Origin of the sequence: Halomonas sp. MMSF_3323 (genome assembly GCF_030733595.1) — a bacterium.
Lineage (GTDB): Bacteria > Pseudomonadota > Gammaproteobacteria > Pseudomonadales > Halomonadaceae > Halomonas > Halomonas litopenaei.
The window spans coordinates 90,643-109,369 of the sequence record NZ_JASHIT010000013.1 but is presented as its reverse complement, the minus strand read 5'-3'; the positions used below and the strand labels follow the sequence as shown (position 1 = coordinate 109,369).

Genomic DNA, 18,727 nt, shown 5'->3' with positions numbered 1-18,727 from the left:
TCATGGGCGGGTGCAAGGGATTCAGAGTAGAGGGTGGCAGAGGGGGGCTGAATGCCCGAAATATGGGATGGTTTTTAAAGACCTTTTCGTCTTTTTTTTGCCTAAAAGGGTTTTTCCTTACATTGGATATCGGGCGGTATTTGAGACGATGTCGTGATGCGGGGTTCGCTGCCATGGCTGGGGGGTAAAAACGGTAATGAGCCGGTCCTGGTTTGTACGCGAAAAACGCCAGTTGTGCGCACGGCTGGCTGCCGCGACGCGGATAGGCGATAATGGCCGACTAGCGCCAGCGGTGCAGATTCGGCTGTGGAGCGCGGATCTGGTTGCCTCTATTGATTATCTTGTATTCAGCAGGTCGTATGTCCTTCTTTCACCATCTCGATGAACGTACCCCCCTCAAGGGTCGTCTGGCGCTCAGCGTCGAGTACGACGGTACCCACTATTGCGGTTGGCAGCGGCTCAAGCAGGCCCCGTCGGTGCAGGGGGCGGTGGAGAAGGCGCTGGCCAAGGTGGCGGGTGTGCCGATCACGTTGCATTGCAGCGGACGCACCGACTCAGGCGTGCACGCGACCCGCCAGATCGCCCACTTCGACCCGCCGGTGGAGCGTTCAGAGAAGGCCTGGGTGTTCGGCGGCAACGCCAACCTCCCCCGGGATGTGGCGATCCGCTGGATTCGCGAGGTGCCCGACGAATTCCACGCCCGCTTCAAGGCGTTGGGCCGGCGCTATCGCTACGTCATCCTCAACCAGCCGAGTCGCCCGGTGCTGGAGCGTGCCAACGCCACCTGGTGCCGCGACCCGCTGGATGCCGACGCCATGCACGAGGCCGCCCAGGCGCTGGTCGGCGAGCACGATTTCTCGAGTTTTCGTGCCGCCGGCTGTCAGTCGAAGACGCCCTGGCGCCACCTGCACTTCATCGAGGTACACCGCCACGGCCCGCTGGTGGTGGTGGACCTTCAGGCCAACGCCTTCCTGCACCATATGGTGCGCAACATCGTCGGCGCGCTGGTGACGGTGGGGCGGGGCGAGCAGGGCACCGACTACATCGCGCGACTGATGGCACTCAAGGATCGCAAGCAGAGCGATGTGACGGCGCCAGGCTGCGGGTTGCACTTCGTCGACACCCTGTACGACCCCGAGTGGCAACTGCCCGCCGAGCCACTGGGGCCGAATCTGCTGGCCTTCCTGGGGGAGTGGACGGGTGAGCGCCCGCTACCGGACTGCCCCATGGTGGAGTTTCGCCGCGGACGTCCGATCGCCGAGACGCGCAGGGCGGTACGTGCCGAAGAGCTCGTCGACGGGCTTGCCGACGGGCTCGGCGACGGTTTCGCTGAAGGACCTGCCGGCGCTTCGGCGGCGCACGCCGCGGACAAGGAGTCCTGATGATCGCTGCCGCGCACCGTACCCGCGTCAAATTCTGCGGTTTTACCCGCGAAGAGGATATCGACGCCGCCGCGGCGTTGGGCGCCGATGCCTTGGGCTTTGTGCTGTGGCCCGGCAGCAAGAGGGCGGTCAGCCTGGGGCGGCTGGCCGAACTCGCGGCGCGGGTGCCGGCCTTCGTCACCCGGGTGGGGCTGTTCGTCGATGCCGACGACGAGACCATCGAAAGGGCACTGCCGTGTCTCGACCTGCTGCAGTTTCACGGTAGCGAGAGCGCCGAGGCCTGCGAGCGCTTTGCGCGCCCTTATATAAAGGCGCTGAGAATGCGCGACGGCCTCGATCTGCACGAGGCCGAACGCACCTACGCCGGCGCCCAGGCACTGCTGCTGGACGCCTATCGCCCAGGCGTGCCCGGCGGCACCGGTGACACTTTCGACTGGTCGCGCATCCCGTCGTCGCTGGCAAAACCTGTTATCCTCGCCGGTGGCCTGTCGGCGGACAACGCCGCCGAGGCGATTGACCGGGTGAGGCCCTTCGCCCTCGACGTCTCCGGGGGCATCGAAAGCGCGCCGGGCGCCAAGGATCCAGAGCGCATGCAGGCCTTTATGCGCGCCGTGGGGCAGGGCGACGCCCGCCGCTGACGCGGCAGCAGGCCCCACGCCCGGTAGCGAGCGACCATCACCGACTTTTTATTCAGCCAGTTTATCCGCAAGGAGTCCGACGTGAGCAAGTTCAGTGAACTGACCCAATGGCCTGACGCTCGGGGGCACTATGGGGCCTACGGAGGTCGCTTTGTCTCGGAAACCTTGAGCTTTGCGCTGGACGATCTGAGCCGCACCTACGAAAGCCTCAAGGACGATCCCGACTTTCAGGCCGAATTTGACCATGACCTGGCGCACTACGTCGGTCGGCCGTCGCCGCTCTATCACGCCCGGCGTTGGTCTGCGCAGCTTGGCGGTGCCCAGATCTGGCTGAAGCGCGAGGATCTCAATCACACCGGCGCCCATAAGGTGAACAACACCATCGGCCAGGCGCTGCTGGCCAAGAAGAGTGGCAAGCCCCGGGTGATCGCCGAAACCGGCGCCGGCCAGCATGGCGTGGCGACTGCCACCGTGGCGGCGCGGCTGGGCCTGCGCTGTGACGTCTATATGGGCGAGGCCGATACCGAGCGTCAGAAGCTCAACGTCTATCGCATGCGCCTGCTGGGGGCCAACGTCATTCCGGTGACTTCCGGCACCCGCACGCTCAAGGATGCCATGAACGAGGCGCTGCGCGACTGGGTCACCAACGTCGACGATACCTTCTACATCATCGGCACCGTGGCGGGGCCGCATCCCTACCCGCAACTGGTGCGTGACTTCAACGCGGTGGTCGGCCGTGAAGCGCGGCGCCAGTCGCTCGAGCAGTTCGGCAAGCTGCCTGACGCGCTGATCGCCTGCGTCGGCGGTGGCTCCAACGCCATGGGGCTGTTCTATCCCTTCGTCGAGGACGACGGCGTCGAGATGTATGGCGTCGAAGCCGGCGGCGACGGGGTCGAGACCGGCCGTCACGCCGCGCCCCTGGCCTCCGGCGCGCCCCGCGGCGTGCTTCACGGCAACCGCACCTACCTGATGTCCGACGAGGGCGGCCAGGTCAGCGATACCCACTCGATCTCGGCGGGCCTCGACTACCCCGGTGTCGGACCCGAACACGCGCTGTGGAAGGACGTCGGCCGGGTCAACTATGTGGCCGCCAACGACGACGCCGTGCTCGAGGCCTTCCGTGAGCTGACCCACGTCGAGGGCATCATGCCGGCGCTGGAATCGGCCCACGCCCTGGCCCACGCCAAGGTGCTGGCGCCGACCCTGTCGCCGGACCAGAACATCGTGGTCAACCTGTCCGGGCGTGGCGACAAGGACATCCTCACCGTTGCCAAGATCGACGGAATCGACCTGTAGGAGCTAGAGAATTTCATGTCTCGTATCGATAAACGCTTTCGTTCTCTCGCCGATCAGGGTCGCAAGGCGCTGGTTCCCTACATCACCGGGGGAGATCCCACCCCTGAGGTGACCGTCGACTACATGCACGCGCTGGTAGAGTCCGGCGCCGACATCATCGAGCTCGGGGTCCCCTTCAGCGACCCCATGGCCGATGGCCCGGTCATCCAGAAGGCCTGTGAGCGTGCCTTGAAGCACGGCACCCGCCTGACCGACCTGTTGGCCATGGTGGCCGAATTTCGGCGTCAGGACGACGACACCCCAGTAGTGCTGATGGGCTATCTCAATCCCATCGAGCGCCTGGGTATCGAGCGCTTCGCCCGGGAGGCGAGGGCGGCCGGCGTCGATGGCGTGCTGGTGGTGGACATGCCGCCGGAAGAGGCCGATGAACTGGGGCCCTTGCTGGAAGCCGAGGATTTGGCGCCAATCTTTCTTGTCGCCCCTACCACTTCCCCAGAGCGTGCCGCTACAATATGCGCCCACGCGCATGGCTATCTCTACTATGTGTCGCTCAAGGGAGTGACCGGCTCGGCGAGCCTCAACGCCGACGATGTGGCGGCCCATCTGGCGCCGCTGCGCGAACTGACCGACCTGCCCCTGTGTGTCGGTTTCGGTATCCGCGACGGCGCCTCCGCCGCGGAAGTGGCAAAGGTTGCCGATGGCGTCATCGTCGGCAGTGCCCTGGTCTCACGCATCGCCGAGCACTGTGACGCTCCCCGCGAGGCCATCGCCGAATTGAAGGCGGTGATGACAGAGATACGCCAGGCCCTGGACGCCTGAGAGGCGATCGGGGAAGAGATTCGACCCTGTCGTCGGCCACCGCCGGCGACCGTAGCAACGGAAGACTTCTGACATGAGCTGGCTAGACAAGATTGTGCCCTCGGTGGGCCGCATTCAGCGCAAGGACCGCCGGGCGAGCGTTCCGGACGGTCTCTGGCGTAAGTGCCCCAAGTGCGAGTCGGTGCTTTACCTGCCCGAACTCGAAAAGCACCACAACGTGTGTCCCAAGTGTGATCACCATCTGCGCCTGACCGCGCGCAAGCGCCTTGACTGGTTCCTCGACAAGGAAGGTCGCGAAGAGATCGCCGCCGACCTCGAGCCGGTGGATCGTCTCAAGTTCCGTGACTCCAAGAAGTACAAGGACCGCCTGGCCGCGGCCCAGAAGGACACCGGCGAGAACGACGCCCTGATCGCCATGCGCGGTTCGCTGGATGGCCTGCCGGTGGTCGCGGTGGCCTTCGAGTTCACCTTCATGGGTGGCTCCATGGGGGCCGTGGTCGGCGAGAAGTTCGTGCGTGCCGCCACTATCGCTCTCGAAGAGGGCCAGCCGCTGGTGTGCTTCTCGGCATCCGGCGGTGCGCGCATGCAGGAAGCGCTGTTCTCGCTGATGCAGATGGCCAAGACCTCCGCCGCGCTTGAGCGCCTCAAGCAGGCCGGCGTGCCCTATATCTCGGTGTTGACCGATCCGGTGTTCGGTGGCGTGTCGGCGTCACTGGCCATGCTCGGCGATCTCAACGTGGCCGAGCCCAACGCCCTGATCGGCTTTGCCGGTCCTCGGGTCATCGAACAGACGGTGCGCGAGAAGCTGCCTGAAGGCTTCCAGCGCAGCGAGTTCCTGCTCGAACACGGCACCGTCGACATGATCGTCCATCGCCACGAGATGCGTTCGCGGCTGGGTGGGGTGCTGCGCAAGCTGACCCATCAACCTGCGGTAGGTATCGCCGACGACAGTGAGCCCGACCTGGTGGACGCCGCCGAAGCCGCCGAGCGTGACCTGGCGGTGGCCATGGCAGACAGTGAAGGCGCCCAGGCCGAGCACGCGCCGGAGACGGCCGAGCAGCAGACGCACAGCGACGAAGCCGATGCTGTCCAAGGCGAGGAGCCGAAGGACGGCGAACGCACCCAGGACACACCGCGCTAGCCCATGGACAACGACGGTCTGCCCACCACGCTGGATAGCTGGCTCGCCCGACTCGAGGCCGCCCACCCCGTCGGCATCGATCTGGGCCTCGAGCGGGTCGCCTGTGTGGCACTGCGTCTCGGTCTGACCGAGCGGCCGATTGCACGCCGGGTGATCACCGTCGCCGGCACCAACGGCAAGGGGTCCACGGTGGCCATGCTCGAGGCGCTGGGACGGGCCCATGGGTTGTCCACGGCGGCCTACACCTCGCCCCATCTGGTGCGTTACAACGAGCGCCTTCGGCTGGACGCCAGCGAGGCCAGCGACGAGGTGCTGATCGAAGGCTTCGTCGCGGTGGAGCAGGCCAGGCTCGCGCCATCCCCGGTCAGTCTCACCTACTTCGAGGTCGGCACCCTGGCCGCGCTGTGGACCATCGCCAGGCGCCAGCCCGAGCTGGCGGTGCTGGAGGTTGGCCTCGGTGGTCGCCTGGATGCGGTCAATGTGGTGGATCCGGATGTGGCCGTGGTGACCACCGTGGCTCAGGACCACGCCGCCTTCCTGGGCAACGATATAGCGATCATCGGCCGCGAGAAGGCCGGGATCATGCGTACCGGGCGTCCGGCGGTGCTGGGCAGTCGTGACCTGCCTTCGAGCGTTGCCGACCATGCCCGTTCGCTGGGTGCGCCGATCTTTGCGCTCGGCGAGGCCTTCGCCCATTCGGGCCGCCATGCAGGCCCTCAAGCAGCACCTTGTGCAGGACCTGATGGCGAACAGGGCGGCTGGTCGTGGCGCGGCAGCGACGCACAAGGCCAGCCGGTCGGCCTGGAACGACTAAGCGATCCCGGCCTGCCGCTGGACAACGCCGCTTCTGCGCTGCAGGCACTGTGGCTGGCCCTTGGTGAACTCGATCCAGACGCCTGTCGCCAGGCACTGGCCGAGGTGCGTCTTCCCGGGCGGATGCAGTGGCGCGGTAACTGGTGCCTTGACGTGGGCCACAACCCTCACGCCGCCAACTACCTGGCCGGGCGACTGGCCGAACGGCGTGAAGTGCAAAGGGAGGTCCAGGGGCGAACCCTGTGTCTGATCGGCATGCTCGAGGACAAGGACGCCGAGGGGGTCATCGCCGCGCTGTCACCGGTGGTGGACGCCTGGCTGCCGGTGACGCTCGAGGGCGATCGCGGACGTAGCGCAGCCGACCTGGCGGCACGCATCGAACATCAAGGTGGCACAATCCTTCACCACGCCGATAGCGTCGATGACGGCGTCGACTGGCTCGAATCGTGCGTCGAGCCGGCAGATCGTGTACTGGTGACGGGATCCTTCTTCACCGTGGCTGCCATACTGGCGAGATGGAGCCGCCAGTCCAGTGGCGGTGGCGTCATCGAGGGAGCGACATGAAATACGGAATGCGTGAGCGGATCAGCGGGATCATTATCGTGGTGGCGCTGGGCGTCATCTTCGTGCCGATGTTGTTTGATGAGCCCGAATCCCCCGAGCAGCGGCCGGACCCGGTGCTGACCATCGACCCGCCGGTGGATGTGGAGCGCCGCGACGTGCCTGAGCCCACCCCGCCGGAAGGGCTTGGGCAGATTCAGGCACCGGTTGCCCCCGGCGAGGGCAATGCTTCGCAGGCCGACCAGGGCCAGAGCGAACCCTCCGAGTCCAGCCAGCCACAGCAGGTGGATCCTGAACCGGCGCAGCAGGTGGCCGAACAGGCGTCCTCCGAGCGCCAGGCCGAGCCCGAACCGGCACCCGAGGCCAGCCAGCCCCGGGAAGATCCCATCGCCGCCCTGGCGCGCCAGGCCGAGCAGCGCACGACGAGCGGCCCCACCGCGGTGGAAGGCGGTGAGTGGGCGGTGCAGGTGGGCAGCTTCGGCGAGGCCGGCAACGCCCAGCGCCTGATGCAGAAGCTGCGTGACCAGGGTTACCCCGCCTACTCGCGTGAGCGCAACAATTCGCTGACCACGGTCTACGTGGGCCCCTTCGGCGCGTCCGAGGACGCCGAGGGCGTGATGAGCGAGCTCAAGTCCCGGGAAAATCTGCAGGGGCTTCTGGTCAAGGTGGATAGCTGATGCTGGTGACATGGGTGGACTGGGTCTTCGTCGCCGTGCTGGCGCTGGCCGTGGCGGCGGGGTTCGTCCGTGGCCTGGTGCGTGAGGCGCTGGGCCTGGCCAGCTGGATCGTGGCGCTTTTGGCGGCACGCATGTTCGCCGAGCCGGTGGCCGAGGTGCTGGGCAACTGGATCGACAGTCCGGATGGCCGGCTTATCGTGGCCTTTATCCTGATCATCGTGATCACGATCCTGCTCGGCGGCATCCTGATACGGATGATCCAGGCGGCGGTGGAGTGGGCCGGCGCAGGCTTTCTCAACCGCCTGACCGGCGCCTTGTTCGGTGGGGTGAAGGCGGCAGCGGTGCTGACCCTGGTCACGCTGCTGATCGGCTTTACCCCGCTGGATCAATTGACGGCCTGGCAGGATGCCAGCGTGCGCCCCCACTTCGAGAAATTGCGCGACTGGGGCCTTGGCCAACTGAGTGATTTCGAGGGCAGCCTGCCGGACTTTCCCGAGTCCCTGCGCGAGCTGCCCCAGGCAGAACCATCGCCGCCTACCGGTGGCGAGGCAGAGGGATCTGCCATCGACGATGCGAAGCAAGGTGCCACAAGCACGCTCTGACTTCGCCAGTGACAGACGACTCTTGCGCTGGCCCCCGGGCGGCGTTTCACGGTAAATGAGGTAAGTTGAATGTGCGGTATCGTCGGCCTGATGGCCAAGCAGGCGGTTAACCAGGCAATCTACGACGCCCTGACGGTGCTACAGCACCGGGGTCAGGACGCGGCGGGCATGATGACCTGGAACGAGGGCCGTTTCCTGCTGCGCAAGAGCAACGGTCTGGTACGTGACGTCTTCCACACACGCCACATGGCGCGCCTGAAGGGCAACCTGGGCATCGGCCACGTGCGCTATCCCACCGCCGGCTCGTCCAGCGAGGCCGAGTCGCAGCCGTTCTACGTGAACTCTCCGTACGGTCTGGCGCTGGCGCACAACGGCAACCTGACCAACTCCGAGCAGCTCAAGAAGGAACTGTTCTCCTCGGATCTCCGTCACATCAACACAAGCTCGGACTCCGAGGTGCTGCTCAACGTCTTCGCCCATGAGCTGGGCAAGCAGGGGCCCCATCTGCTGCCGGGCGACATCTTCGACGCCGTGCGTCGGGTGCACCGTCGTTGCCGCGGCGGCTACGCTGCGGTGGCGGTGATCAACGGTGTTGGCCTGGTCGCCTTCCGTGATCCCCAGGGCATCCGTCCGGTGGTCTTCGGCACCCGCGATCAGGGCGAGGGGCAGGAAGTGATGATCGCCTCCGAGTCGGTGGCGCTGGACGTCGGTGGTTTCGAGTTGGTGCGTGACCTGGCGCCGGGCGAGGCCATCTTCGTCGACATGGATGGCAACTACCACACTCAGTCCTGCGCCGATCGTCCGCTGCTTGCCCCCTGCATCTTCGAGCACGTCTACCTGGCACGCCCCGATTCGCTGCTGGACGGTGCCTACGTCTACGGCACCCGCCTGCAGATGGGCCGCAAGCTCGCCGATCGCATCAAGAGCGAATGGCCGGATCACGACATCGATGTGGTCATCCCGATTCCCGATACCTCGCGCACCTCGGCACTCGAGATGGCCCAGCACCTGGGGGTCACCTATCGCGAAGGCTTCATGAAGAACCGCTACATCGGGCGGACCTTCATCATGCCCGGGCAGACCCAGCGCAAGAAGTCCGTGCGCCAGAAGCTCAACGCCATCGATATCGAGTTCAAGGGCAAGAACGTGCTTCTGGTGGACGACTCCATCGTGCGCGGCACCACCTGCAAGCAGATCATCCAGATGGCCCGCGACGCCGGCGCCAACAAGGTATACTTTGCCTCTGCCGCGCCGCCCGTGCGTTATCCCAACGTCTACGGCATCGACATGCCCGCCGCCAGCGAGCTGATCGCTCACGGCCGCAGCGAGGCCGAGGTGGGTGAGCTGATCGGCGCCGATCGTATCGTCTACCAGGACCTTGAGGACCTGAAGGCGGCCTGTCGTGAGGTCAATCCGGCGCTGGCCGAGTTCGACTGTTCGGTGTTTGATGGCAAGTACATCACTGGCGACATCGACGAGGCCTACCTGTCCGATCTCGAGGCTTCGCGCAACGATGGCGCCAAGCAGGATCAGAGCGCTGGCGATCACGCCCTGGTCGGCATGCACAATCAGGACGATATCGACTGATACCCAACAGCTAACCGCAGGGCGTCGTCGGTCGGCAGGGGGAGTGCCCGAAGGCGCTCTCTCTCTACCCGTCCGAGTCGACGGCACCCTGGCGAGTGATGGAGACGGATATGCTGGACCCGACGCAGGACGAATGGAACCTCGAGACCCTGGCCATCCGGGCGGGGCACGATCGCACCCAGGAGCAGGAACACTCCGAGCCGATCTTTCCGACCTCGAGCTTTGTCTACGGCAGCGCAGCCGAAGCGGCGCGCAAGTTTTCCGGTGATGAGCCGGGCAACGTCTACTCGCGCTTCACCAACCCCACGGTACGTACCTTCGAGCGTCGCCTGGCGGCGATGGAAGGGGGCGAGCGCTGTGTAGCCACCAGTTCCGGCATGGCCGCCATCCTGTCCACCGCGCTGGCACTGCTTCAGGCCGGTGACGAGATCGTCGCCTCGCGCTCGTTGTTCGGCTCCACCGTCAGCCTGTTCGACAAGTATCTCGGCAAGTTCGGTATCACCACACGCTATGTGGAGCTTTCCGATCTGGACGCCTGGGAAGCGGCGATGACCCCGGCGACTCGGCTGCTATTCGCCGAGACGCCTTCCAACCCGCTGTCCGAGGTCGTCGATATCGAAGCGTTGGCCGAACTGGCCCATCGCCACGATGCCTTGCTCGCCATCGACAACTGCTTCTTGACGCCGGCGCTGCAGCGGCCGCTGTCACTGGGCGCCGATCTGGTGATCCATTCGGCCACCAAGTACCTGGATGGCCAAGGGCGCGCCATCGGCGGGGCCGTGGTCGGGCGTGACAAGGAGCTCGAGGAAGTCTTCGGAGTGGTGCGGACCTGCGGCCCATGCCTCAGTCCCTTCAATGCCTGGATCTTCACCAAGGGACTGGAGACGCTGAACCTGCGGATGAAGGCTCACGCCGCCTCGGCGCTGGAACTGGCGCGCTGGCTTGACGCTCACCCGGCGGTAGAGAAGGTTCACTATAGCGGACTCGAGAGTCATCCCCAGCACCAGGTGGCGAGCCGCCAGCAGCAGGGCTTCGGCGCCGTGGTCGGGGTCGAGGTCAAGGGCGGGCGCGAGCAGGCCTGGTCAGTGGTCGATGCCACCCGCATGCTGTCGATCACCGGCAATCTGGGGGATGCCAAGACCACCATTACCCACCCGGCGACCACCACCCACGGGCGCCTGTCGGACGAACAGAAGGCAACCGCCGGCATTTCCGAGAATCTGCTGCGCATCGCCGTGGGGCTCGAGAATCTCGACGATATCAAGGCTGACCTGGCCAGGGGGCTCGACGCCCTGGTCTAGAGGTTCGCCCGAGGCTGCCATGCTGGAGCCTCCCCATAGTGATGTGTTGAAGCGCTGCTTTACCATGACCGCCGCACGAGTCCGCTCGTCGGCGGTCGTTGCGTTACGGGGGAAGGGCAGCAGCCAGGCGCGCCATATCGCGGTTTTATCGTATCTATCGTTCGAAATTTTTCCACGGTTTGCCGTCTAAAGATGCGTTAAGCTCGATTTCATCGATTAATCAAAGGACGTTGGCATGTGGCGAAATTCACGCCAGGGGTGGGGCCTGTTCGCCATCCTGCTGCACTGGACAAGTGCGCTGGCGATTCTCGGTCTGTTCGCCCTGGGCTGGTGGATGACCGGTCTCGACTACTACAGCAACTGGTACAACCTGGCACCCTGGTGGCATCGTGGCGTCGGCATGCTACTGCTGTTCGTGGTGGCTGGCCGCATTCTCTGGCGGCTGGTGCAGCCATCCCCCGAGGCCCACGGTTCAGCGCTTGAGCGTCGCGGAGCGGCGCTCGGCCATCTGGCGCTGTATCTGCTGATGACCACGGTGCTGATCAGCGGGTATCTCATCTCCACCGCCGACGGCAAGGGCATCGCCGTGCTTGACCTGTTTACCGTGCCCGCGCTGATCAGTGACCTGCCGGAGCAGGCCTCCCGCGCCGGCGTGGTTCACTGGTACAGTGCGCTGGCGTTGATCATCCTGTCGGCGGGCCACGCCCTGGCGGCCTTCAAGCATCACTACCTGGACCGTCAGGACACCCTGGTTCGCATGGTCGACCCGCGCCTGGCGCGTCGGGCCAAGCCAGAAAAGACCTCCGGGGAGCAGGCCTGAAGACGCCAACGTTACCCTGCGACCGCCGGCAGGTGTTGTCCGGACGTCAAGAATCGACCGCCCCGGGGCCGATACATGACCCAAGGTCGGTATAGAGAAAGAGTGCTGACGCAATTACCGCGTAACCATCAAGGAGAGTAACATGTTCAAGAAGACCGCCATCGCCGCCCTGACCGCCGCTTCGCTGCTGCCGCTGGCCCAGGCCCAGGCCGCCGACTACGCCATCGATTCTGAAGGCCAGCACGCCTTTATCCAGTTCAAGATCAGCCACCTCGGCTATTCCTATATTCTGGGTAGCTTCGAGTCCTTCGACGGTACCTTCAGCTACGATCCGGAAAACGTCGAGGCGGCGTCCGCCGAGGTTGAGGTCGATGTCACCAGTTTGAATACCAACCACGCCGAGCGCGACAAGCACATCCTGAGCGGTGACTTCCTCGACGCCGGTGAGTACCCGACCGCCACCTTTACCTCCACCGGCTTTGAATCTACCGGCGATGGTGAAGGTGTGCTGAGCGGTGACCTGACCCTGCACGGTGTGACCAACAGCATCGAGATGCCGGTGACCCTGCTGGGCGAGGGTGACGACCCCTGGGGCGGCTATCGCGCAGGCTTCGAAGGTTCCACCGAGCTGGCGCTGTCCGACTACGACATCGACATGAGCAAGTTCCCCGAGCCGATGCACAACCTTGAGCTGTACGTGACCTTCGAAGGCATTCGTCAGTAACACGCCCTGGTCAACATGACGAAAGCCCCGGGACAGGTGCCCGGGGCTTTTGCCGTTGAAGGAGGCTGAGCGAGGGTTCGTTATGGCTTACCATAAGCGGCCTATCTACCATCCGGAGACACCGTGCACCTAAGTTCCGACTCTACCTCCCTGGGGCGCACCCTGTGGCAAAAGACCTGGCCGATGGCGATCGGAGTGCTGTCGCTGCTCGGCTTTCAGCTGGTCGACTCTGCCTTCGTCGCGCGCCTGGGCACCGCTCCCCTGGCGGCCCAGTCCTACACCTTTCCGCTGTCGTTTCTGATCATCGGTGTCCAGGTGGGCATGGGGATCGCCATTGCCGCCTTGATTTCCCGGGCGTTGGGCGGAGGCGAAGACGACCGCGCCCAACGTCTGGGCAGTCTGTCGCTGATGATGGGGACAGTCGCCATCGGCCTGCTGGCGCTGGTGTTATGGGCCCTGCAGAGTCCCATCTTCGGGGCCCTTGGGGCCGACGCTCACGCGCGGGAGTTGATTCGCGCCTACTGGGCACCCCAGCTGGTCGCCGCCTGGCTGGGGGCGGTGGTGTACTTCGGCTACAGCCTGTTTCGTGCACACGGCAACACCAGCTTTCCCGGCAGCATGATGGTGCTGACCAGCCTGGTGAACCTGTGTCTCGATCCGATTCTGATCTTTGGACTCGGCAACTGGGATGGGCTGGGCCTGCCCGGGGCCGCCTGGGCCACGGTGCTTGCCTTTGGCAGCGGCCTTGCCTTGCTCGGCTGGCAGTTGAAGGGGCGCCACTGGCTCGCGTTCGAAGGCCTCCGGGAGGAATGGCGGCTATCGGGGCGGTCCTTTGCGGGGGTCGCCTGTCCCGCCATGGTCAGCCAGTTGATGCCGCCACTGGCGGCGATGCTGGCGATTTCCACGGTGTCACGCCTGGGCGAATCCGCCGTGGCGGCCTGGGGACTTGCCAGCCGTCTGGAGACGGTGTCGCTGATGGTGGTGCTGGCGCTGACCATGTCGCTGCCACCCTGGCTCGGCCGCTGCTACGGCGCCGGCGACTGGGCCCAGGTGCACCGCCTGATGCGCCTTGCCCTCAAGGTGGTGGTGGTGTGGCAGTTGATGCTGGGTGTGTCGCTGGCGCTGGCTTCGCCCTGGGTCGCCCGTGCCCTGGCCGGCACGCCGGAGGTCAGCGAATCGCTGATGGTGCTGATGCGCTTCATGTTGCCGAGCTATGCCGCGCTCGGGGTGTGCATGCTGGTGGTGTCGGCCGGCAATGCCCTCGGCTGGCCGATGCGCGCCATGTTGCTGTCTGCCGCGCGGTTGTTCGTGTTCTACCTGCCGTGCCTGTGGCTCGGTGTAATGCTGATCGGCGGTGTTACCGGCCTTGGGCTTGGAGCGGGGGTTGGCAACCTGCTGGCGGGGCTTGGCGCCTACCTGTTGCTGCGGCGGACCCTGTCGCGCCCCAAGCGTAGCGGCAGGGGTGAAATTCAGGGTAGTTGAATCAACTGTTTTAAGAAGCTTGAAAGAAAGTAAAGCCTGTGACTTGTAATAACTTCGATATCACCGTTCGCGTAAGGTGGGTAAAAAAGAATAAAACACTTCGGACTCGACCCTATACTCCTCTCATTGCAGGCCGTGGCCATTGGCCACGGCCTATCTCATGCTCAACGCCCGGGATCGGGACGGGCCATCGACAACGAGAACAGAGGAGTGGCGACATGAAGGTACTGGTACTGGGAGCGGGTGTCGTAGGGGTTACCACCGCCTATTATCTGGCCCGTCAGGGACACGAGGTAAAGGTGGTCGATCGTCAGCCCTCCGTGGCGATGGAGACCAGCTACGGCAACGCCGGCCAGGTATCCTTCGGCTTCTCTTCCCCCTGGGCTGCCCCGGGCATCCCCCAGAAGGCGGTCAAGTGGATGTTCCAGGAGCATGCACCGCTCAAGATCCAGCCCAAGATGGACTCGAACATGGGTCGCTTTATGATGCAGATGCTCAGCAACTGCAATCCCGACAGCTACGCCCTCAACAAGGAGCGCATGGTCCGCGTCGCCGAGCACAGCCGTGCCTGCATCAATGCGCTGCGTGACGAGACCGGGCTGCGCTACGAAGATCGCCAGCGTGGCCTGCTGCAGCTGTTCCGCACCGGCAAGCAGGTCGAAGCGGTGGGCAAGGACATGAAGGTCCTCGAGCAGTGCGGCGTGCGTCATGAACTGCTGGACGCAAGCCGCATCGCCCAGGTGGAGCCGGCGCTTGCCCGTGTGCCTGGCAAGTTTGTCGGTGGCCTGCATCTGCCCGACGATCAGACCGGTGACTGCCACCTGTTCACCAATCGCCTGGCCGACTACTGCCGCGAGAAGCTCGGCGTCGAGTTCATGTTCAATACCACCATCGAGCGGCTGACGCGGGTCTCCGGCAAGGTAGAGGCGGTGCACACCAGTGCCGGCACCCTGACGGCCGACGCCTACGTGATGGCGCTGGGCAGCTACTCGCCGTTCCTCGCCCGTGACCTGGACATCCGCCTGCCGATCTACCCGGTCAAGGGCTACAGCCTGACCCTGCCGGTGGTCGACGACGGCGGCGCGCCCCAGTCCACCGTCATGGACGAGACCTTCAAGGTGGCGATTTCGCGCTTCGACGACCGAATCCGTGTCGGCGGCACTGCGGAGCTGGCATCCTACGACCTCAGCCTGGCCGAGAAGCGTCGTGCCACCATTTCCATGGTCGTGCGCGATGTGTTCCCGGAAGGCGGTGATCTGGCCAAGGCCGAATTCTGGACCGGGCTGCGCCCGATGACTCCGGACTCCACACCGATCATCGGCGCCACCAAGTACGACAACCTGTGGCTCAACACCGGCCACGGCACCCTGGGCTGGACCATGAGCTGTGGCAGTGCTCAGCTGCTGTCCGACCTGATCGACGGTCGCACGCCCGCCATCAACCCCGATGGTCTGGCCGTGTCCCGCTACGCCGCCTGAAGCCTGAGGCAGTAGAGGCAAGACAAGGCACAGCGCCAAGGCATAACGCCAAGACACGCGCCTACCGATAGATAGCCAGAGCAGGGTGGTGCAGTAGTGCTGCCACCCACGCAGCCGCTAAACGACACCCCGACGGGCCTTGCCCGCCGGGGTGTCGTCGTTTGTGGTATTCGACCACGGCGCGTCGTCTAATCGTGGCCAAACCAGGAAAAGGGTGGGGCGCACTCAGCGACGTCGAGGCAAAGCTCGAATCCCCGGATATGTCGGTATATGCTGAAAGGCAACAACTAAATTTAGCCACAATGACAGACAGTCCAGATCCATCAGGGCGTGGAAGCCTGGACGCCTTATTCAAGCCTGGTGGGGTAGTGCTGATTTCAGGGAAGGAAGTGGCAGCAATCGCCATGGAAGGGGCGTGTCTATGTGACATTCTCCCGCGGTAGCCTGCCTGTAGGGTAATCGGCAACCGGAATATCCACGCCGGGCCGGTGTCGTTGCTATAGCAGATCCAATGGGCTGGATGTGCCAGCAAACCGTTTGCCGATGACGTGGGTATAGATCTGCGTGGTTCGAACATCGGTGTGGCCCAGCAACTCCTGTACCGTGCGAATGTCCTGACCTGCCTCAAGCAGGTGGGTGGCAAAGGAATGTCGGAAGGTATGACAGCCGACCCGTTTATCCACGATACCTGCTTGTTTCACCGCCACCTTCAGCGCCTTGCGAGGGACCGAGTCGTGGAGGTGATGTCGACACAGAATGCCCGAAACAGGATGGGCACACAGGCCAGTGGAAGGAAAAACGAACATCCAGGCCGGTTGGCGGTAGGCACCTGGGTATTTCTTACCCAGCGCAAAGGGCAGCGAAGGGCCTACCCCACGTGCGACATCCTCGCGTTGAAGGGACAAGGCAGTATCCATCTGCCGAGTCAGTTCAGACATCAGGGTTGTACTCAGCAATGTCTTGCGATCCTTGCCTCCCTTGCCGCTGACGATGGTCAAGGCCCTTGTATCGAAATCGATGTCTTTGACACGAAGCCGAAGACATTCCGCGATACGTAGCCCACTGCCATAAAGTAAAGAGAAGATCAGCCAGTTTCGTCCCGACATGCACGACAGGATTGCCGCGACCTCGGCACGCGTCAGTACGGTGGGAAGCCTACGATGTTGGCGAGCATGCTTGAAGTCGAGCGGTCCCAACTCGACACCAAGACACTTGTGGTACAGAAAGGCGAGAGCATTCAACGCAATCTTTTGCGTATTGACCGAGACACCGTTGTCGTTGGCGAGCGATGTCAGGAAGACGCGCACCTCGGGTGCACCCATCTCAGCAGGATGTCGGCGTTGGTGAAACAAGATGAATCGCTTGATCCAGTGCAGGTAGGTTTTTTCTGTTCGAATACTGTAGCCACGCAAGCGTAGATCTCGGCGGATGGACTCCAGGAACGGGCTCTTGCTCATGTGCAACCTCCAAAATACGGTAACTATACATTCATACAGTATATCGAGAAGCGTCCAGCTGACGCGCCTGGAAAGCAACAGAAGAACGCATGTTTTCTCCGCACAAATTCTAGAAAAAAGGCAGAACATCAGAGAGATGTGAGCAGAGTCCGGTGGAATGTCGCGCACACTTTCGCAGGAATTCGAGCATGCGCGTGTTGGCGACTAAGGGCGAAGAAGGCATAGGATGAATTTCTTGGTAGTATCAAGAAGATGTGAAGCACCTTGTGCAGATCCACGCGGCGTCAATTTAAGCACGCATACGATTAAAAATGTTATACGTTTAAGGAGAATATATGGATATCGAGCATGGTAAAATTGAAGGCAATATTGAGGTTACCTCACATCTAAAAATGCATGGAATGTTTACAGGCAATGTAACTGTTAAAAATGGTGCTCACTTAATTCTTCATGGAATGGCGACAAAGTCTTTGTGTGTTGAGTTTGGTGCTGTTGTTGAAATTCCGGGCATGGTAAGCGGTGACGTAATTAATCAAGGTGGTAAATTAACAATAACAGGCTCTATATCTGGTCAAGTAATCGAGCAAGCAGGTGAAACTATGATTGCTGCTACTGCCTCAATCGGTTAACAACGTATAACAAGTCAATTAAAAGGACTAAAAATAGTGGGCTATCTCGCTTTGCTCGTATTTTAGCCCACAATTTTTAGCCTCTTATTGAGGCGTTATATGTCTGGCTTCACTGGAGACGAGAGATGGAAGACGACGTAGAAATCGAGATGAGCCCTCTTTGCCAAAAGCTCACCGACTCCGGGAAGACAGTGCGTGTCGACATTTATCGCGGAGAGGAGAAGAGGTGGATTCTCGAGGTAGTAGATGCGGGAGGCACTTCCACCGTATGGGAAGATCTGTTCACGACTGATGCCGAGGCTTTGAAAGAAGTGAAAGCGACGATACGTGATGAGGGGATTGATGTGTTGATAGGTCTCTCCAAGTAAAGCGGATGCTAAATACATATAACAATGCCAGGCAGGCGATGCAAAAAACCGCACGCCTGCTGGCGGGCGTTATGCATCCCGATAGCTGACTGATAGTGACCATAGAATGAGTGAACCGCTGCTAAAGCCCTACTATGTTTACGAACTCGTCGATCCACGTTGCGGAACTACCTTTTACGTCGGCAAGGGGAAGGGGCAGCGGGCTTTGGCCCACGGCGCTGAAGCTGGAACATCAACTGATCACAACGAAAAGCTAGCCAGAATCCGTGAGATACGGGCGGCCGGAGAGAAAGAGCTAGCAATAGTCATCGGTAGGTATGAAACCGAGGAACAGGCGTATGCTGTCGAAGCCACACTTATACATTGGGTGTACGGCTTTTACAGTTTAACGAATGTTCAGGGAGGGCATGGTGGCTCTACGATTCGCCCGAACGGAGCTATGGACGAGATTCCAGGCATAGATATCCCGAGGCGGGCTTACCGCCAATCGGGAGAATATTCTAGCGCCATGATTCGCGCTCGCGAACAAAATGACACTGTATCGTTCGCATTGGAGATTAAGCGAGCGCTGGAGGAAGAACTCGATGTGGGTTTTACTGAGCCGGATCTCGGTGAGAGCAATAAGACAAAGATCTACTCATACTTCGATGCTGCGAGGCTTCGAATTGGTATCACTCACACTAAGAATCCAACCATGTGGTTGGCGTTTGAGCCGACTGGAAAATCGGCAGAGGAAAAGGATAGATTTCTGAGATTCGCAGTCGGCGCTGAGCTATACATCACCAATGCTAAGAATCTAGCCAGGTATCCGGACTATAGTGGCACTCGTGAGATTGACGTGATTATCAGGGAAGCTAGAAAAGGAATTCAGCTGTTGGAACACGGTGATGCATAACAAAGCGCTGCTGCCGGACAATTTTTCCGCTGCGCTCAAAATTTGCCGCAGAGCACG

At 62.5% G+C, this 18,727-nt stretch carries 18 protein-coding genes; 17 read left to right on the top strand and 1 reads right to left on the bottom strand.

The window, feature by feature from the left end:
- Positions 1 to 359 precede the first annotated feature (359 nt).
- From truA to RBB39_RS08850, 14 genes are all read left to right on the top strand, one after another.
- A complete protein-coding gene (gene truA, locus RBB39_RS08915; protein WP_083970367.1) occupies positions 360 to 1,382 on the top strand; it encodes a tRNA pseudouridine(38-40) synthase TruA in 1,023 nt (340 codons plus the stop codon).
- Positions 1,382 to 2,020, top strand: coding sequence for a phosphoribosylanthranilate isomerase (locus RBB39_RS08910; protein WP_045992453.1), 639 nt, complete (start codon positions 1,382 to 1,384; stop codon positions 2,018 to 2,020). Before truA ends, RBB39_RS08910 begins: the two co-directional genes overlap by 1 nt.
- Positions 2,021 to 2,101: 81 nt before the next feature.
- A complete protein-coding gene (gene trpB, locus RBB39_RS08905) occupies positions 2,102 to 3,316 on the top strand; it encodes a tryptophan synthase subunit beta (protein WP_181248630.1) in 1,215 nt (404 codons plus the stop codon).
- Positions 3,317 to 3,331: 15 nt separating this feature from the next.
- Positions 3,332 to 4,135 carry a tryptophan synthase subunit alpha gene (trpA, locus tag RBB39_RS08900; RefSeq protein WP_108133029.1) on the top strand — a complete coding sequence of 268 codons (804 nt, stop codon included), beginning with the start codon at positions 3,332 to 3,334 and terminating at the stop codon, positions 4,133 to 4,135.
- Positions 4,136 to 4,208: 73 nt separating this feature from the next.
- The gene (gene accD / locus RBB39_RS08895; protein WP_253028813.1) at positions 4,209 to 5,276 is read left to right on the top strand and encodes an acetyl-CoA carboxylase, carboxyltransferase subunit beta; all 1,068 of its coding nucleotides are present in this window, start codon (positions 4,209 to 4,211) and stop codon (positions 5,274 to 5,276) included.
- 3 nt (positions 5,277 to 5,279) lie between these two features.
- Entirely contained in the window at positions 5,280 to 6,653 is a 1,374-nt protein-coding gene (locus tag RBB39_RS08890; protein ID WP_253028814.1) for a folylpolyglutamate synthase/dihydrofolate synthase family protein, read from the top strand.
- A complete protein-coding gene (locus tag RBB39_RS08885; RefSeq protein ID WP_045992458.1) occupies positions 6,650 to 7,327 on the top strand; it encodes an SPOR domain-containing protein in 678 nt (225 codons plus the stop codon). The genes RBB39_RS08890 and RBB39_RS08885 overlap by 4 nt, the downstream gene beginning before the upstream one ends.
- Positions 7,327 to 7,929: a CvpA family protein gene (locus RBB39_RS08880; RefSeq protein WP_253028815.1), complete on the top strand. Its 603-nt coding sequence runs from the start codon at positions 7,327 to 7,329 to the stop codon at positions 7,927 to 7,929. Before RBB39_RS08885 ends, RBB39_RS08880 begins: the two co-directional genes overlap by 1 nt.
- Positions 7,930 to 7,998: 69 nt before the next feature.
- Positions 7,999 to 9,516: an amidophosphoribosyltransferase gene (purF, locus tag RBB39_RS08875; protein ID WP_045992459.1), complete on the top strand. Its 1,518-nt coding sequence runs from the start codon at positions 7,999 to 8,001 to the stop codon at positions 9,514 to 9,516.
- Positions 9,517 to 9,626: 110 nt separating this feature from the next.
- A complete protein-coding gene (locus RBB39_RS08870) occupies positions 9,627 to 10,817 on the top strand; it encodes an O-succinylhomoserine sulfhydrylase (protein ID WP_239452535.1) in 1,191 nt (396 codons plus the stop codon).
- Between the two features lie 235 nt (positions 10,818 to 11,052).
- Positions 11,053 to 11,637 (top strand): cytochrome b, encoded by a 585-nt coding sequence (locus tag RBB39_RS08865; RefSeq protein WP_253028816.1) that lies wholly within the window; start codon positions 11,053 to 11,055, stop codon positions 11,635 to 11,637.
- Positions 11,638 to 11,779: 142 nt separating this feature from the next.
- Positions 11,780 to 12,361, top strand: a complete 582-nt coding sequence (locus RBB39_RS08860; RefSeq protein ID WP_108448841.1) for a YceI family protein — start codon at positions 11,780 to 11,782, stop codon at positions 12,359 to 12,361.
- A 183-nt stretch (positions 12,362 to 12,544) separates the two neighbouring features.
- Positions 12,545 to 13,843: an MATE family efflux transporter gene (locus RBB39_RS08855; protein ID WP_253028831.1), complete on the top strand. Its 1,299-nt coding sequence runs from the start codon at positions 12,545 to 12,547 to the stop codon at positions 13,841 to 13,843.
- A 218-nt stretch (positions 13,844 to 14,061) separates the two neighbouring features.
- The gene (locus RBB39_RS08850) at positions 14,062 to 15,321 is read left to right on the top strand and encodes a D-amino acid dehydrogenase (protein WP_306169032.1); all 1,260 of its coding nucleotides are present in this window, start codon (positions 14,062 to 14,064) and stop codon (positions 15,319 to 15,321) included.
- A gap of 497 nt (positions 15,322 to 15,818) precedes the next feature.
- Here the strand turns inward: RBB39_RS08850 and RBB39_RS08845 are convergent, their stop codons facing one another.
- Positions 15,819 to 16,778 carry an integron integrase gene (locus tag RBB39_RS08845; RefSeq protein WP_045992465.1) on the bottom strand — a complete coding sequence of 320 codons (960 nt, stop codon included), beginning with the start codon at positions 16,776 to 16,778 and terminating at the stop codon, positions 15,819 to 15,821.
- A 335-nt stretch (positions 16,779 to 17,113) separates the two neighbouring features.
- Here RBB39_RS08845 and RBB39_RS08840 point away from each other — a divergent pair, with 335 nt between their 5' ends.
- The 3 genes from RBB39_RS08840 (at position 17,114) to RBB39_RS08830 (ending at position 18,670) form a co-directional block, all read left to right on the top strand.
- Complete coding sequence (locus tag RBB39_RS08840; protein WP_157033135.1) at positions 17,114 to 17,407, top strand: polymer-forming cytoskeletal protein; 294 nt, start codon at positions 17,114 to 17,116, stop codon at positions 17,405 to 17,407.
- A 125-nt stretch (positions 17,408 to 17,532) separates the two neighbouring features.
- Positions 17,533 to 17,775 (top strand): hypothetical protein, encoded by a 243-nt coding sequence (locus RBB39_RS08835; protein WP_306169031.1) that lies wholly within the window; start codon positions 17,533 to 17,535, stop codon positions 17,773 to 17,775.
- A 106-nt stretch (positions 17,776 to 17,881) separates the two neighbouring features.
- Positions 17,882 to 18,670: a GIY-YIG nuclease family protein gene (locus RBB39_RS08830; RefSeq protein ID WP_052704539.1), complete on the top strand. Its 789-nt coding sequence runs from the start codon at positions 17,882 to 17,884 to the stop codon at positions 18,668 to 18,670.
- Positions 18,671 to 18,727 lie beyond the last annotated feature (57 nt).